This window comes from Nocardia sp. NRRL WC-3656 (assembly GCF_000720265.1).
Lineage (GTDB): Bacteria > Actinomycetota > Actinomycetes > Mycobacteriales > Mycobacteriaceae > Nocardia > Nocardia nova.
The window spans coordinates 221362-235561 of sequence record NZ_JOJF01000012.1; the positions used below are offsets into that span (position 1 = coordinate 221362).

Sequence of the window (14200 nt, forward strand, 5' to 3'; positions counted from 1 at the left end):
CGCTACGACAATCCACCGACGAACCGGGCCCGGCGCAGTGCGGCAACACCGCGCCGAGCTCGATCCACTTACCTCTCGAACCGCATTCACGCAGGCGAACCCAGCCCGAGTATGGCAACTTCAGGATAACTGGGCAGCGCGTGCGCGGATCGGATCGGGTTCATCCACTCGAGGAGAATTCCCATGTCCGCAGTCACATCCGCCCTCGTCATCGGCGGCGGTGTCGCCGGCCCCGTCGCCGCCACCGCCCTGCGCAAGGCCGGAATCGAGGCGACTGTCTACGAGGCCTATCCGGGACCGGCCTACAACATCGGCAGCGCCCTGGGTTTCGCACCCAACGGCCTGGCCGCCCTGGACACCATCGGCGCCGGCGATGCCGTGCGGGCCGTCGCTCTGCCGATCACTCGCACCGTGATGTCGTTGGGCCACAAAGACATCGAGCTGCCGACGGCCGCCGGCCTGGAACCGCTGCACGCGATCGATCGCAGCGCCCTGCATCAGGTCCTGCACGATCATGCCGTCGACACCGGCGTGGCGGTCGAATACTCCAAGCGCCTGGTCGGCGTCGAGGAACATCGCGACGGCGTGACCGCCCGGTTCGCCGACGGCTCCACCGCCACCGCCGACATCCTCGTCGGCGCCGACGGCATCAAGTCGCGCGTGCGCGCGCTCATCGATCCGAACGCCCCGGGCGCCGACTACACCGGCATGCTCGGTTTCGGCGCCTACACCGCATGCTCGCACCCGGTCACCCCGGAGACCATGGTGTTCGCCTACGGTCGCAACGCCTACTACCTGTATTGGTCGATGCCCGACGGCCGGATCGCCTGGGGCGCCAATCTGCCCCACAAGCAGTATCTTTCGCTGACCGAGGCGCGGGAGGTCCCGGCCGAACGGTGGTTGCGGACCCTGCGCGAGGTCTACGGCGAGGACACCCCCGGCGCCGAACTGGTTCGCAACACCCGGCCGGAAGAATTGGTCGTCACCGGCGGCCTGCACATCATGCCGCCGGTGCCGCACTGGTATCGCGATCGCATGGTGCTGGTCGGCGACGCGGTGCACGCGCCGTCCAACAGCACCGGCCAGGGAGCGTCGATGGCCATCGAGAGCGCGGTGCAGCTCGCTCGCTGTCTGCGCGATTTCGATTCACCGGCAACGGCTTTCGCCGCCTACGAACGGATCCGTCGTCCCCGGGTGGAGAAGGTGGCGGCCCGGGGAGCCAAGATCAACCAGTCGAAGACCGTCGGCCCGGTGATGCGCCGGATGATGCCGCTGGTCATGCCGCTGGCGACCAGACTCTTCAAAATGGAGGAGGTCATGGCCCGCGAACAGAGCTACACCATCGACTGGGACGCGCCGGTCGACGAGCGCGCCGAACTCGCTATCGCGTAAGTATTCACCTGGAGGGCAGGGTAATCGAGCCCGGGCGCTGCGGCCGGCGGTGATCACACGGTCAGCCGCAGCGCCTCCGGCCGTTCCACTTCCTCCAGCAGTTTCGCCGCGATATTGTCCAGCGCGCGGTCGAAGAGTGCGCGATCATCCGGGTCGGCGCAATCCCAATCGTCGAGGTAGCGGCACAGCCACTTGCGCCAGGCGGCGAGAATGCGGTCGTACTCGGCTTGGCCACTCGCGGTCAGATCCATTCGGTCGCCGTCGAATTCGATGTAGCCGGATCGCACCGCCTTGTCGTACACCGGTTCCAGCACTTCCGGCGGCATCCAGTGCGCTCGCGCCACCGCCGCCAGCTCGGCCGAACCGCGGGCGCGCTGCAACATCTTCACCTGCCCGATGGCCCAGGCCTGATCCCGGCCGAGCGGACTGTCCGCGGCCGCCAGGATCTGCGGATCGGGCAGCTCGTCGTCGCGCAGTCTGCGCAGTACGTTCGCCAGCGAATGTTCCAGGCGGACAATATGATCCGGAGAATCGGGTACCGAGAAACCGCCGCCCACATCGGCCGCCTCCGCGCGTACGCTGTCGCGCAACGGCACCTGCTTCAGGAACCACGCCACGACGAAACCGACCACGGCCACCGGCACCCCCCAGCGGAAGACGTAGTCGATGGTGTCGGCATAGGCGTCGATGATCGGGATCGCCTGGGCGTACGGAAGCTGGTGCAGCAGTTGCGGACTCTGCGCCACCGTGGGCGGCACCCCGGGCACCTCGGTGAGTGCCTGGCGCAGATTCGGTTCCAGCTGATTGCTGTAGAGCGTGCCGAAGATCGCGGTGCCGAAGGCCGACCCGACGGTCCGGAAGAAGGTGACACCCGAGGTGGCGGTGCCCAGGTCCTGGTACGGGACGGTGTTCTGCACGACGATCGTCAGCACCTGCATCGCCAGGCCGATGCCCAGACCGAGGATCAGCATGTACAGCGATTGCAGCCAGAAGCCGGTGGTCCGGCCCATGGTCGACATCAGATACAGCCCCACCGCCATGACCGCGGTGCCCGCGACCGGGAAGTATTTGTAGTAGCCGGTCCGGCCGACCACCTGCCCGGAGATGATCGAGGTGGTGAACAATCCCACCACCAACGGCAGGGTGCGCAGTCCGGACGCGGTGGCCGAGACACCGTTGACGTATTGCAGATAGGCCGGCAGATAGGTCATCGCGCCGAGCATCGCGAAGCCGACGATGAAGCTGAGGATCGAGCAGACGGTGAAGACATTGCTGCGGAACAGATGCATCGGCAGCATCGGCTCGGCCGCGCGGGTCTCGACGAAGACGAACGCTGCCAGCAGGACCACCGCGGCCGCGAACAGTCCGATGATGGTCGCCGAACCCCACGGATACTCCTGGCCGCCCCATTCCAGTCCGAGAATCAGACAGCTGACGCCGATCGCGACCAGTGCGATGCCGGCGTAGTCGACCACCGGCCGCACCGCGGCGCGGATCGACGGAATCGCCCGTGCCGCAACGGCGATCATCAGAATCGCCAGCGGCACGTTCACGTAGAAGCACCAGCGCCAGCTGGCATGGTCGGTGAACAGCCCGCCCAGCGTAGGGCCGACCACGGTGGTGATGCCGAAGACCGCGCCCAGCGCACCCTGATATTTGCCCCGGTCACGCAGCGGGATCACATCGGCGATCAGCGCCATCGAGGTCACCATCAGCCCGCCCGCGCCGACCCCCTGGATGCCGCGCGCGACGATCAGCAGCGTCATGCCGTGGGCGAGCCCCGCCACCATCGACCCGATGATGAAGATCAGGCCGCTGAGCTGGAAGATCAGTTTGCGGCCGAACAGGTCGCCGAATTTTCCCGCCAGCGCGGTGGCGACGGCCTCGGCCAGCAGATACGCCGTCACGACCCAGGCCATATGCCCGGCGCCACCCAGGTCGGCGACGATGGTCGGTAACGCGGTCGACACGATGGTCTGGTCGAGCGCGGCCATCAACATCCCCAGCACGACGGTGGCGAAGACGACGTTGACGCGGGTATGGCTCACGGGTGCGGGCGATTCCGCGACTGCGGCGACACCGGACATTAGCTCAGTATGTGCCCTGGGCCCGATTCGATCGGCATAAAAAGGGAATACGCCAGCTCGCGTCCCTCATCCGCAAATCTCCGGCATTCATATCGCCCATGCCGGAGCCATGGTCGATACCCTGACGACACGGCGGCCGAACCCTACCGCCGGAACTTACTCTGGAGTAAGGTCACGCGGTGAGGATGCGACGAGGCTCCTTCTCCCAAACGTAAACAGTGAGGTCTCACCATGGCGTGGAATCCCAGCGAGATCCCGGCGCAGCACGGACGCACGTTCGTGATCACCGGAGCCAACGGCGGTATCGGCAAGCACACCACCCGAGCACTGGCCGCCAAGGGGGCGACCGTGATCATGGCCTGCCGCAACACCACGACAGCACAGCAGGTCGCCGACGGTATCGAGGGTGATGTCAGAGTTTCCGCACTGGATCTGGCCGATCTCGCCTCGATTCGCGAATTCGCCGAGCGCACCGGGGAATTCGATGTGCTGATCAACAACGCGGGACTGATGAACATCCCCTTCTCGCGGACCGAGGACGGCTTCGAAACCCAGTGGGGGGTCAACCATCTCGGTCACTTCGCGCTGACCGGACTGCTGCTGGACCGTATCGGCGACCGGGTGGTCACTCTCGCCAGCATCGCGCACCGGCAGACGCCGAAGCTGTGGATCGACGACCTCAACTACGAAAACCGCCGCTATCAGCGCAACCTCGCCTACGCACAGTCGAAGTTGTCGAATCTGATGTTCGCGCGCGAACTGCAACGGCGCCTGGCCGAGTCCGGATCCGCCAAGCGGGCCTATGCCGTCCATCCCGGCGTCTCGCCCACCGATCTGTTCACCCGGACCGAGACCCCGCTCGACAAGGTCGCCAAGCCCTTCATCGCATTGGCCGGGCACTCCCCGCGCAAGGCGGCGGAGTCGAGCCTCTACGCGGCCACCGTGCCGGACGCCGATCCGAACACCTACTGGGGACCGACGCTGCTGTTCGGTTCCCGCGGTCCGGTGCGGCCGTCACCGTCGAGCGGGCTGTCGAAGAACACCGATCTGCAGCGGCGGCTGTGGGAGGAATCCGAGCGGCTGACCGGCGTGACCTACAAATTCTGACCAGCGCCGATCGCCGGGCACCTCACACTACGGCCCGTGTAGTAGACCGAGTACCGTGGTAGGCGTGTCCGCTCCACATCGTCGCCCGGCCCTGATCATCCTGGTGGTCGTGGCCGCGCTGGCGTGCCTGGGGTTGGGCTGGTGGCAGTGGGGACGGTTCGAATCCTCGTCCGGAACCGCGCAGAACCTCGGTTACGCGCTGCAATGGCCGCTGTTCGCCGGATTCGTGGTCTTCGCTTATTTCCGGTTCGTGCGACTCGAACGCGATACCGCCGCCCAGCACACCGAGGCGACGGAACCGGCCGAGGCATCGAGCCCGGCCGACTCCGCGACCCCGGCTCGGCGGAAGACCAAACGGGCTGCTCCGCGCGAGATCCCGGCCGGCATCCTGCCCGAACGGCCGACCGCCGCCCGCGACGACGACCCGGTGCTGGCCGAATACAACAAATACCTTGCCGATCTGCACGCACAGGATGTGCGCGAGCGGATGCACGCCGTGGGGCTCGACGGCCCCGACACCGAGAGGAGAGCCGGTTGAGCGCCGACCACCCCACCACCCCGGCCGCCACCACCACACCGGCACCGGCCGGCACGCCCGCCCCCGCGGCCCGCGACACCGGCCGCATCCGGTCGGCGCTGACCCGCTACCGCGTGCTCGCCTACATCACCGGTGTCTGGCTGCTGCTGTTGTGCGCGGAGATGGTGTACAAATACCTGCTGCTCGACGACAGCAGCAAGGCGCCGCACTGGCTGTTCTACATCGGCCAGATCCACGGCATCTTCTACATGCTGTACCTGGTGTTCACCATCGACCTGGGCATCAAGACGCGCTGGAAGCCGCTGACGCTGGTGATCACCGCGCTCGCCGGAACCATCCCGTTCCTGTCCTTCGTCTGCGAGCACTACCGCACCCGCCAGGTCCGAGCCGAGTTCTTGAGCTGAGCCGCTGAGCCGCGCTCAGGACTCGGCCAGGTCTGCCAGTGCCGGGAGCAGGGCGCGCAGGGCTCGGCCGCGGTGGGAGGCGGCGTCCTTGTCCGCCGGAGTGAGCTGGGCCGCCGAGACCGATCCGCCGGCCGGGACGAACAAGGGGTCGTAGCCGAAACCGCCGTCGCCGACCGGCTTTCGCGCGATCCTGCCCGGCCATTGGCCGAGGGTGACGACCTCACGGCCGTCGGCGACCAGAGCGCAGGCCGAGACGAAGCGGGCGCCGCGGCGTTCGTCGGGGACGTCTCCCAGCTGGGCGAGCAGCAGCTCGTTGTTGGCCGCGTCGTCGCCGTGGCGGCCCGCCCAGCGCGCGGACAGCACGCCCGGCATACCGTTGAGAGCGTCGACCGCGAGGCCGGAATCGTCTGCCACACAAGGCAATCCGGTGGCCGCCGCACCGTCGCGAGCCTTGGCGAGAGCATTCTCCTCGAAGGTCGCACCCGTTTCGGGGGCCTCCGGGAACGGCGGCACCTCGTCCAGGCCGATGATCTCCAGACCCGCGACGCCCGCCTCGGCGAGGATGCGGCGCAGTTCGCCGAGCTTCTTCGCGTTGCGACTGGCCACCAGTACCCGGCGCGCCATTACTTCCTCTTCTCGCCCGGCTCGGGCAGATGTCCCGGATACGGCAGCGCGAGCGCCTGCTTCTGGACCTCGAACAGCTGCTCACAACCGGCCAGCGCGGAATCCAGCAGCTTGTCCAGAGTCGAGCGGGGGAAGGTGGCGCCCTCGCCGGTGCCCTGGATCTCGACCAGGGTGCCGGTGTCGGTCGCGACCACGTTCATATCGACCTCGGCGCGCGAATCCTCCTCGTACGGCAGGTCCAGGCGCACCCGCCCGTCCACCACACCGACGCTGACCGCGGCGATCATGCACGAGATCGGCTGCGGATCGGCCAGGCGGCCGGCGGCTCCGAGGTAGGTGATCGCATCCGCCAGCGCCACATAGGCGCCGGTGATCGCCGCGGTGCGGGTGCCGCCGTCGGCCTGCAGGACATCGCAGTCGAGGGCGATGGTGTTCTCGCCGATCGCGGCCAGGTCGATGCACGCCCGCAGCGACCGGCCGACCAGACGGCTGATCTCCTGGGTGCGCCCGCCGACCTTGCCCTTCACCGATTCGCGCCCGCTGCGGGTGTGAGTGGCGGCCGGCAACATCGCGTATTCGGCTGTGAGCCAGCCCAATCCGGAGTCGCGCCGCCACGGGGGCACGCCCTCGGTGACGCTCGCGGTGCACATCACCCGCGTCTGACCGAATTCGACCAGTACCGAACCCGCCGGATGCGTGGTGAATCCCCGGGTGATCCTTACCTCGCGGAGCTCGTCGTCCGCTCTGCCATCGGCTCGTCTAGACACCACGCCAGCCTAAGGGATGGGTACGACGCCCCTCCCCCGGCGGGGCACCAACATCTCCACCCGGCGGGGTCGGCGCTCAGATGTCGATGACCTCGCCCGGCGAGACCGCGTGCACGGGCCCGCTGAACTGCTCCTTGGCCTCGGCGATGACGTCCTCGCGCGAGGTCCACGGCGGAATGTGGGTGAGCAGCAGTTCGCCGACATTCGCACGGGCGGCGATCATTCCGGCCTCGGTACCCGAAAGGTGAATCCCCGGTGGGCGATTGGCCGGATCGTGCGTCCAAGAGGCTTCCGACAGCAGGATGTCGGCGCCCTCCGCGAGTTCGAAAACGGCGGGGCACAATGCGGTGTCACCCGTGTAGACCAGGGTGCGGCCGGTGGCGGTGGTGATGCGCAGGCCGTAGGACTCCGGCGGGTGGTACATCCGGCGGGCGACCACCGTGTGGCCGGGACCGAAGCGCACCTCGGCGCCTTCCTCCCAGGGGCGCATATCGATCACGTCGGACCAGTCGTCGCATTCGCCGCCGATCTCGGCCGAGGCGTTGCCGATTCGCAGCGCCGAATCCGAGGGGCCCTGCACGATGGCCTTCCCGGTCGGCGGGTTCGGGTGATACCGCCGCCACACCAGCAATCCGGGCAGGTCCAGGCAGTGATCGGCGTGCAGGTGGGTGAGGAAGATGTCGACCTCGCCGGGATCCAGGTGGCGCTGCAACGCACCCAGCACGCCGGGACCGAAATCGATCACGGTGGGGGTCATATCCGGACCGGTCAGCAAATAGCCCGACGCAGGGGAATCCGGGCCGGACACACTGCCCGAACACCCGAGGACGGTGAGGCGCATTCCCCCATGCTGCCACGCTGCATTCTCACTCAACTGGGGATCCCCCAAATCGCCGGCCGAGTTCCGCAGTCACCCCGACGATGCGAGGCGGCCGGCACTCTCCCCGCGACGATGACGACGTTCATTCGATGAGAGTACCCAGCCGGCCAGCAGTCCACCCAACGCACCGAAAAGATGCCCTTGCCAAGAGATTCCGGACTGTCCGGGCAGCACACCCCACAGAATCGAGCCGTAGAGCACACCCACGACGACGCCCACGAGGATCTGCCACAGGTTGCGGGTGAACAGGCCGCGCGAGATCAGATAGGTGAGCCAGCCGAACACCAGGACCGAGGCGCCGATGTGCACCGAACCGCTCGCTCCGGTGAGCCAGGTGCCGATCCCCGCCACGATCCAGACGATGGCGGTGGCGGCCAGACCGCGACCGATCCCGGTGAGCAAGGTCAGCAGTCCGAGCACGATCACCGGCAGGGTGTTGCCGATCAGATGCGCCCAATTCGCGTGCAGGACGGGGGCGAAGACGATGCCCTCCAGACCCGCGGCCGTCCGGGGCCTTACCCCCGCACCGTCGAGGTCGTGGTTCGAGACGGTGTCGACCCCCTCGACCGCGTACAGCAGCGCCACGAAGCTGAGGGTCATCGCAATCGCCCGCTGCCACAACAACTTCAGCGCGGCGGTGCGTCCGGACTCGGATGCCGGCGTAGCGGGAACGGGCCGCGGCGACGGAGATTGCGAACCGGACGGTACGGAACCGGCGGGCGTTCCCGCGGACTTCTGCAGTTCGGCCCGCAGCGCGGCAATCCGATCCGGGTCGAAGGACGGGCCCATCTGCTCGGCCACCGCCATCACCTCCTCGCGAGACCGGCCGTCCGGTCGCTCGCCCTCAACGGTACCGCTGCGGCGAGGAACCGGACTCGGACCGGCGCTGCGGCCGGTCCACCGGGATTACGCCCAGAGCTGACCTTCGAGCCGTTCCTCGGCTTCCTCGAGCGTGCCGTCGTACGCGCCGGTCGACAGGTATTTCCAGCCACCGTCGGCCACCACGAACGCGATATCGGCCCGCTTGCCCGCGCGCAACGCCTTGTTGCCCACACCGAGGGCGGCGTGCAGGATCGCACCGGTGGAGATGCCGGCGAAGATGCCCTCCTCCAGTACCAGCTCCCGGGTGCGCCGCACCGCGTCGTAGGGCCCGACGGAGAACCGCGAGGTCAGCACCGACTCGTCGTAGAGCTCCGGAATGAAGCCCTCGTCGATGTTGCGCAAGCCGTAGACCAGTTCGCCGTATCGCGGCTCGGCGGCCACGATATCGATCTCCGCGACCTTCTCGCGCAGGTAACGACCGGTTCCCATCAGAGTCCCGGTGGTGCCCAGACCGGCGACGAAGTGGGTGATCTCCGGAAGGTCCGCCAGGATCTCCGGGCCGGTGCCCTGATAGTGCGCGTCGGCATTGGCGGGATTGCCGTACTGGTACAGCATCACCCAGTCGGGATGTTCGGCGGCGATCTGCTTGGCCTTCGCGACGGCCTGGTTGGAACCACCGGCCGCCGGCGAGTCGATGATTTCGGCGCCGAACATGGTCAGCAGCTGCCGCCGCTCGACCGAAGTGTTCTCCGGCATCACACAGACCAGGCGATAGCCCTTGAGCTTGGCGGCCATGGCCAGCGAGATGCCGGTATTGCCACTGGTCGGCTCCAGAATCGTGCAGCCGGGCCGCAGCGTGCCGTCGGCCTCGGCCTGTTCGATCATGCGCAGGGCGGGTCGGTCCTTGATCGACCCGGTCGGGTTGCGGTCCTCGAGTTTGGCCCACAGCCGGACGTGGTCGTCACCGTCCCATTTGGGCGACAGCGTCCGCAGACCCACCAGCGGGGTGTTGCCGAGGGTCTCGATCAGCGATTCGTAGCGTGCCACGGAAATCAGCGGCCGAGCGCGCCGCCGGCGACGGTGCTGTCCAGGCCGCCTCCGGCGACGGCGGGAAGAATGGTCACCGATCCGTTGGCCGGAACCTCGGCCTCCAGCCCGCCGGCGAAGCGCACGTCCTCGTCGTCGACGTAGATGTTGACGTAGCGGTTGAGCTTGCCGTCGGACAGCAGGCGCTGTTCGAGTCCGGGGTAGTTGGTCTCGAGGTCACCGATCACCTCGGCGAGGGTGGAACCGGTCGCCTGGACCCGCTTCTCACCTCCGGTGAGGGTGCGCATGATGGTCGGGATGGACACGGTTACCGACATGGGTGCTCCTGTTTCTTCTAATCGCCTGGTTCGCGGACGCGTCGGGCTCAGGCCCGGGGGTATTCGGTCACGATCTTCACCGGTTCCTCGGTGACCACACCGTCGAGGATCCGGTAGCTGCGCAGTTCGTGCTCGTGCGGGTCGCGGGTGGACACCAGCACGTAGTGGGCGTTCGGCTCGGAGGCGTACGAGATGTCCGTCCGGCTCGGATAGGCCTCCGTGGCGGTGTGCGAGTGGTAGATCACCACCGGCTCCTCGTCGCGGTCGTCCATCTCCCGCCAGACCCGCAGCTGTTCGCCGGAGTCGAATCGATAGAAGGTGGGCGAGCGCTCTGCGTTGATCATCGCCACGAATCGCTCGGGGCGGTCGGAGCCCTCGGCGCCGGCGATCACACCGCAGGCCTCGTCGGGATGATCGGCGCGGGCGTGCGCCACCATCGCATCCACGAGATCGGCCCTGATCACCAGCACAGTTCGAATCCTTCCGCTCACGCCCGCGACGCGCCCGGCCCGCGCGGGTCGTATCGCTGCCGTCAACGGCCGAGGATATTCGGCTATTCCCACCCACCGCGCGGCCGGGCCTGATATGGCACGTCGGAGGGCGGCGGAATACCTCGATCGGGGCGGACGCCACTCAGCCGAACAACTCGCGGTAGGTCGGAATGCCCGCCACCGGGTTCGCCCGCAGGACCGCGTCCACGATCGCCCGCTCCACACAGACCGCGGCCGCGGTGCACAGTTCGTCGAGCAGCAGCAGATCCGCCGGAAACGCGGGCGGCAGCGCGATATTCGATTCCGTGGTCACTGTGCCGGTGGCCAGCGCGAACAGAGTGTCGCCGTCCAGCGGGGAATGGGCGGGACGGATCGCGCGGGCCAGCCCGTCGTGCGCGGTGACGGCGAGGCGGCGACATCCCGCCGGATCCAGCGCCGCATCGGTGGCCACCACACCGATGGTGGTGTTGAGCACGGTTCCCTTCACCGGCAGGGCATTGGCGCGGGCCAGCGCTTCGGTGGTGGCGGGTGCCAGACCGTGCTCCGGTCCGTCGGTACCCGCTCCCCACGGCAGACCGGTCCGCGGATCGAATACCGAGCCGACCGGATTGGCGACCACCAGCGCACCGACGGTGTGACCGGCGGCCGGGCCCGCGGTGAAACGCACACTGGCCGTGCCGATTCCGCCTTTGAGGGAACCGGCTCGCGCGCCGGTACCGGCGCCCACACTGCCACGCTCGAACACCGCACTCGCCGATTCCGTTGCGCGATAACCGAATTCCGCGGTCGGCCGGATATCCCACGCTCCCACCGGAAGATCGAAGATCACCGCGCCCGGAACGATCGGCACCACCCGCGAGGGATCGGCCGGATCCATCGGAATGCCCTCGCCGTCCTCCTCCAGCCGGCGCATCACCCCGTCGGCGGCCGCCAGCCCGTAGGCGCTGCCCCCGGTGAGCAGCACCGCATTCACCTGCCGCACCGTCTGTCCGGGATCGAGCAGATCGGTCTCGCGGGTACCCGGTCCCCCGCCGCGCACGTCGACCGAGGCGGTGGCGCCGCCCGGCACGCGCACCACGGTGCATCCGGTCGCGGCGCCGGAACCCAGCGTCGCGTCCGGATCGAGTTCGTGATGATGGCCGACGAGCACACCAGCGATATCGGTGATCGAATCGCGAGGTCCCGGCACCGAAGTCACATGTCCTCCTGCAGAGGTCGGCATCCGCGCGGCGAGAGCGGAGTCAGGGAGCGAGGGCGTGCAGCAACGAATCCTGCATCCAGGTGAGCCAGTGGTAGACGTCCAGGTGCGGGGCGCGGGGGTCGTCCGGATCGAGTTGGTCCGGCGTGTCGGGATCGATGCCCAGTGCGGTGCCGAGCGCCAACCGCACGTCGTTGAGCGCGTTCAGCCAGGCGTCGGCCTGTTCGGGGGTGAGCACGATCTTGCCGCCGCGCTCGGGCAGGGTTTCCAGAACCACCGTACCGGCGGCGACCTTCGCGTCGATGATCTCGGGTTCGTGCAGGCTGCGCAGAGCGCTGTTGAGATCGGCGCGGTCGGCGTCCGGGGAACCGGGTTCCTTGCGATGAAAGTCGGGCAGCAGCCGCGCCAGCCGCGGGTCCTCCGGCGGAGCGCTGTTGCCGGTGCGAAGTCCGGTCAGCTCCGCGAGATCGTCCTCGGGGGTGGACCGGGCCCGATCGGTGAGCAGTCCGGTTACCGCCCCCACCAGCGAACGCAGAACGTCCGCCTCCCTGGGGTCCATTTCCGACCGCAGCTTGAGCCCGCTCAGCGAGTTCTTCCTGCTCCACTTGCGCACGGGGCTACCGTAGCCGTCGCGGTCACTGGTCACGTTGCATGGTCGCCCAGAGTCCGGCGGCATGCAGACGCTGAACGTCGTGCTCCATCCTGTCCCGGGACCCCGACGACACCACCGCCTTGCCCTCGTTGTGTACCTGCAGCATCAGTTCGGTTGCCTTGGCTTTGCTGTAACCGAACAGCTTTTGGAAGATGTAGGTGACGTAGTGCATCAGGTTCACCGGGTCGTCCCAGACCACCGTGACCCACGGCCGGTCCTCGGCCTCCAGGATCTCGGTGACCTCGACGGTTTCCGGTGTGGCCTGAGCCGCCGACAACTGTCCGGCTACGGCGCATACGCGGCTGGTTCGCCCCGCCCACGACTGCTCCGACCATGCCGTGTCCTGCGGGCCCGTCGCTCGCGCCGCTGCCTGGTTCGCGCCGACCGGACCGGCGGCGATCCGGACGGCGTCTCTCATGCACAGACCCATACCCTCAGAGTACGACGCGCCTCCGGATAAACAACACCCGCGCCGAGCAGGTCCCGAAGGCCATCCGCGCCGCCGCGCGTCCGGTATGTCTACAGTGGCCGCGTGGACACATCGGCCGCCGCCGCGAGCACCGCCCTGCTGACCGACCAGTACGAGCTGACCATGCTCGCGGCCGCCCTGGCGGACGGTTCGGCCCAGCGGCAATGCACCTTCGAGGTATTCGCTCGCCAGTTGCCACACGGCCGCCGATACGGCGTCGTCGCGGGTACCGACCGGTTGCTCACCGCGTTGCGGGACTTCCGTTTCGGCGAAGCCGAACTCGCTGTGGCAGCGCGATTCCTGGACCCGCGGACCCTGGAATGGCTGCGCGATTTCCGCTTCACCGGCGATATCGACGGCTATCTGGAAGGCGATCTCTACTTCCCCGGCTCGCCGATCCTGTCGGTGCGAGGCAGTTTCGCCGAGTGCGTGGTACTGGAAACGCTGATCCTGTCGATCCTCAACCACGACAGCGCGATCGCCGCCGCGGCGGCTCGGATGGTCAGCGCGGCCGCGGGACGCCGGATGATCGAGATGGGTTCGCGCCGCACCCACGAACTGGCCGCTCCCGCCTGCGCCCGCGCCGCCTATCTGGCCGGATTCGACGCCACCTCGAATCTGGAGGCGGTGCGGCGCTACGGGATTCCCGGCGCCGGCACCAGCGCTCACGCCTTCACGCTGCTGCACAGCGGCCCGGACGGACAGCACGAGGCGGCGGCGTTCCGCAGTCAGGTCGACGCGCTGGGCATCGGCACCACACTGCTGGTGGACACCTTCGACATCACCGCCGGGGTGGCCCGGGCCATCGAGGTGGCCGGGCCCGAATTGGGCGGTGTGCGTATCGATTCCGGCGACCTGGGCGTCTTGGCGCGGCAGGTGCGCGATCAGCTCGACGCCCTCGGCGCGAAACACACCCGCATCGTGGTATCCGGCGATCTGGACGAATACGCGATCGCCGCCCTGCGCGCCGAACCGGTCGACGTCTACGGCGTGGGCACCTCCCTGGTCACCGGGTCGGGCGCGCCGACCGCCGGAATGGTCTACAAGCTGGTGGAAGTCGAGGGCGTACCGGTGGCCAAGCGCAGCAGTCACAAACAGTCGCGAGGCGGTACCAAGCGCGCCGTGCGACTGTCCCGCGATACCGGCACCATCGTCGAGGAGATCGTGTATCCGGCCGCGGCACCCCGACCCACCGGCAACGGGTACGAGGTGCGGGATCTGCTGATTCCGCTCATTCGCAAAGGCGAGCCGGCAGCCGATTCACCGGACCTGGCCGGCAGCCGGGAGTTGGTGGCACGCGGGCTGGTCAGCCTCCCCTGGGAAGGTTTGAAATTGTCCGCGGGCGAACCGGCTGTAGCGACCACATTCCTACAATGAAGGAGAGGCAACCGGCGCGAAACGAGGT

16 protein-coding genes are annotated in these 14200 nt (G+C 68.0%); 5 read left to right on the plus strand and 11 right to left on the minus strand.

All coding sequences use genetic code 11. The annotated features are described in order from the left end of the window. Nucleotides 1-183: 183 nt before the first annotated feature. Nucleotides 184-1392 carry an FAD-dependent monooxygenase gene (locus tag IG65_RS0118060; RefSeq protein ID WP_030516100.1) on the plus strand — a complete coding sequence of 403 codons (1209 nt, stop codon included), beginning with the start codon at nucleotides 184-186 and terminating at the stop codon, nucleotides 1390-1392. A 53-nt stretch (nucleotides 1393-1445) separates the two neighbouring features. Here the strand turns inward: IG65_RS0118060 and IG65_RS0118065 are convergent, their stop codons facing one another. Further along, complete coding sequence (locus IG65_RS0118065; RefSeq protein WP_030516101.1) at nucleotides 1446-3479, minus strand: MDR family MFS transporter; 2034 nt, start codon at nucleotides 3477-3479, stop codon at nucleotides 1446-1448. A gap of 231 nt (nucleotides 3480-3710) precedes the next feature. On the opposite strand from IG65_RS0118065, the gene IG65_RS0118070 reads away from it, so the two are divergent. The 3 genes from IG65_RS0118070 to IG65_RS0118080 all read left to right on the plus strand — a co-directional run bounded on the left by IG65_RS0118070 (nucleotide 3711) and on the right by IG65_RS0118080 (nucleotide 5528). Further along, nucleotides 3711-4586, plus strand: a complete 876-nt coding sequence (locus tag IG65_RS0118070; protein ID WP_030516102.1) for an oxidoreductase — start codon at nucleotides 3711-3713, stop codon at nucleotides 4584-4586. Between the two features lie 64 nt (nucleotides 4587-4650). Next, nucleotides 4651-5124, plus strand: coding sequence for a glucitol operon activator (locus tag IG65_RS0118075; protein WP_030516103.1), 474 nt, complete (start codon nucleotides 4651-4653; stop codon nucleotides 5122-5124). Beyond that, the gene (locus IG65_RS0118080) at nucleotides 5121-5528 is read left to right on the plus strand and encodes a DUF3817 domain-containing protein (RefSeq protein WP_030516104.1); all 408 of its coding nucleotides are present in this window, start codon (nucleotides 5121-5123) and stop codon (nucleotides 5526-5528) included. Before IG65_RS0118075 ends, IG65_RS0118080 begins: the two co-directional genes overlap by 4 nt. Before the next feature lie 15 nt (nucleotides 5529-5543). Here IG65_RS0118080 and IG65_RS0118085 read toward each other — a convergent pair whose 3' ends face one another. The 10 genes from IG65_RS0118085 to clpS all read right to left on the minus strand — a co-directional run bounded on the left by IG65_RS0118085 (nucleotide 5544) and on the right by clpS (nucleotide 12744). Beyond that, complete coding sequence (locus tag IG65_RS0118085) at nucleotides 5544-6152, minus strand: non-canonical purine NTP pyrophosphatase (RefSeq protein ID WP_030516105.1); 609 nt, start codon at nucleotides 6150-6152, stop codon at nucleotides 5544-5546. Further along, nucleotides 6152-6919 carry a ribonuclease PH gene (rph, locus tag IG65_RS0118090; protein WP_030516106.1) on the minus strand — a complete coding sequence of 256 codons (768 nt, stop codon included), beginning with the start codon at nucleotides 6917-6919 and terminating at the stop codon, nucleotides 6152-6154. The genes IG65_RS0118085 and rph overlap by 1 nt, the downstream gene beginning before the upstream one ends. Nucleotides 6920-6995: 76 nt before the next feature. Next, nucleotides 6996-7760 (minus strand): cyclic nucleotide-degrading phosphodiesterase, encoded by a 765-nt coding sequence (locus IG65_RS0118095; RefSeq protein ID WP_030516107.1) that lies wholly within the window; start codon nucleotides 7758-7760, stop codon nucleotides 6996-6998. 69 nt (nucleotides 7761-7829) lie between these two features. Further along, a complete protein-coding gene (locus IG65_RS34835) occupies nucleotides 7830-8588 on the minus strand; it encodes a rhomboid family intramembrane serine protease (RefSeq protein WP_030516108.1) in 759 nt (252 codons plus the stop codon). 117 nt (nucleotides 8589-8705) lie between these two features. Then, complete coding sequence (locus IG65_RS0118105) at nucleotides 8706-9668, minus strand: cysteine synthase (RefSeq protein ID WP_030516109.1); 963 nt, start codon at nucleotides 9666-9668, stop codon at nucleotides 8706-8708. A gap of 5 nt (nucleotides 9669-9673) precedes the next feature. Next, nucleotides 9674-9985, minus strand: coding sequence for a MoaD/ThiS family protein (locus IG65_RS0118110; RefSeq protein ID WP_051756375.1), 312 nt, complete (start codon nucleotides 9983-9985; stop codon nucleotides 9674-9676). A 47-nt stretch (nucleotides 9986-10032) separates the two neighbouring features. Beyond that, on the minus strand, nucleotides 10033-10455 hold the full coding sequence (locus IG65_RS0118115; RefSeq protein ID WP_030516111.1) for a Mov34/MPN/PAD-1 family protein: 423 nt from the start codon (nucleotides 10453-10455) through the stop codon (nucleotides 10033-10035). A 163-nt stretch (nucleotides 10456-10618) separates the two neighbouring features. Continuing rightward, nucleotides 10619-11674, minus strand: coding sequence for a P1 family peptidase (locus IG65_RS0118120; RefSeq protein ID WP_030516112.1), 1056 nt, complete (start codon nucleotides 11672-11674; stop codon nucleotides 10619-10621). Between the two features lie 43 nt (nucleotides 11675-11717). Then, on the minus strand, nucleotides 11718-12287 hold the full coding sequence (locus tag IG65_RS0118125; protein WP_030516113.1) for a DUF2017 domain-containing protein: 570 nt from the start codon (nucleotides 12285-12287) through the stop codon (nucleotides 11718-11720). A 22-nt stretch (nucleotides 12288-12309) separates the two neighbouring features. Then, nucleotides 12310-12744 carry an ATP-dependent Clp protease adapter ClpS gene (clpS, locus tag IG65_RS0118130; protein ID WP_081879572.1) on the minus strand — a complete coding sequence of 145 codons (435 nt, stop codon included), beginning with the start codon at nucleotides 12742-12744 and terminating at the stop codon, nucleotides 12310-12312. Nucleotides 12745-12858: 114 nt separating this feature from the next. Between clpS and IG65_RS0118135 the strand changes: the two genes are divergently transcribed. Beyond that, complete coding sequence (locus IG65_RS0118135; protein ID WP_030516115.1) at nucleotides 12859-14172, plus strand: nicotinate phosphoribosyltransferase; 1314 nt, start codon at nucleotides 12859-12861, stop codon at nucleotides 14170-14172. The last annotated feature ends 28 nt before the right edge of the window (nucleotides 14173-14200 follow it).

Excerpts from the sequence above, each read along its gene's own strand:
- IG65_RS0118060 (WP_030516100.1), top strand. The coding sequence starts at position 184 with ATGTCCGCAGTCACATCCGCCCTCGTCATCGGCGGCGGTGTCGCCGGC.
- IG65_RS0118065 (WP_030516101.1), bottom strand. The coding sequence starts at position 3,479 with ATGTCCGGTGTCGCCGCAGTCGCGGAATCGCCCGCACCCGTGAGCCAT.
- IG65_RS0118070 (WP_030516102.1), top strand. The coding sequence starts at position 3,711 with ATGGCGTGGAATCCCAGCGAGATCCCGGCGCAGCACGGACGCACGTTC.
- IG65_RS0118085 (WP_030516105.1), bottom strand. The coding sequence starts at position 6,152 with ATGGCGCGCCGGGTACTGGTGGCCAGTCGCAACGCGAAGAAGCTCGGC.
- IG65_RS0118095 (WP_030516107.1), bottom strand. The coding sequence starts at position 7,760 with ATGCGCCTCACCGTCCTCGGGTGTTCGGGCAGTGTGTCCGGCCCGGAT.
- IG65_RS34835 (WP_030516108.1), bottom strand. The coding sequence starts at position 8,588 with ATGGGCCCGTCCTTCGACCCGGATCGGATTGCCGCGCTGCGGGCCGAA.
- IG65_RS0118110 (WP_051756375.1), bottom strand. The coding sequence starts at position 9,985 with ATGTCGGTAACCGTGTCCATCCCGACCATCATGCGCACCCTCACCGGA.
- clpS (WP_081879572.1), bottom strand. The coding sequence starts at position 12,744 with ATGAGAGACGCCGTCCGGATCGCCGCCGGTCCGGTCGGCGCGAACCAG.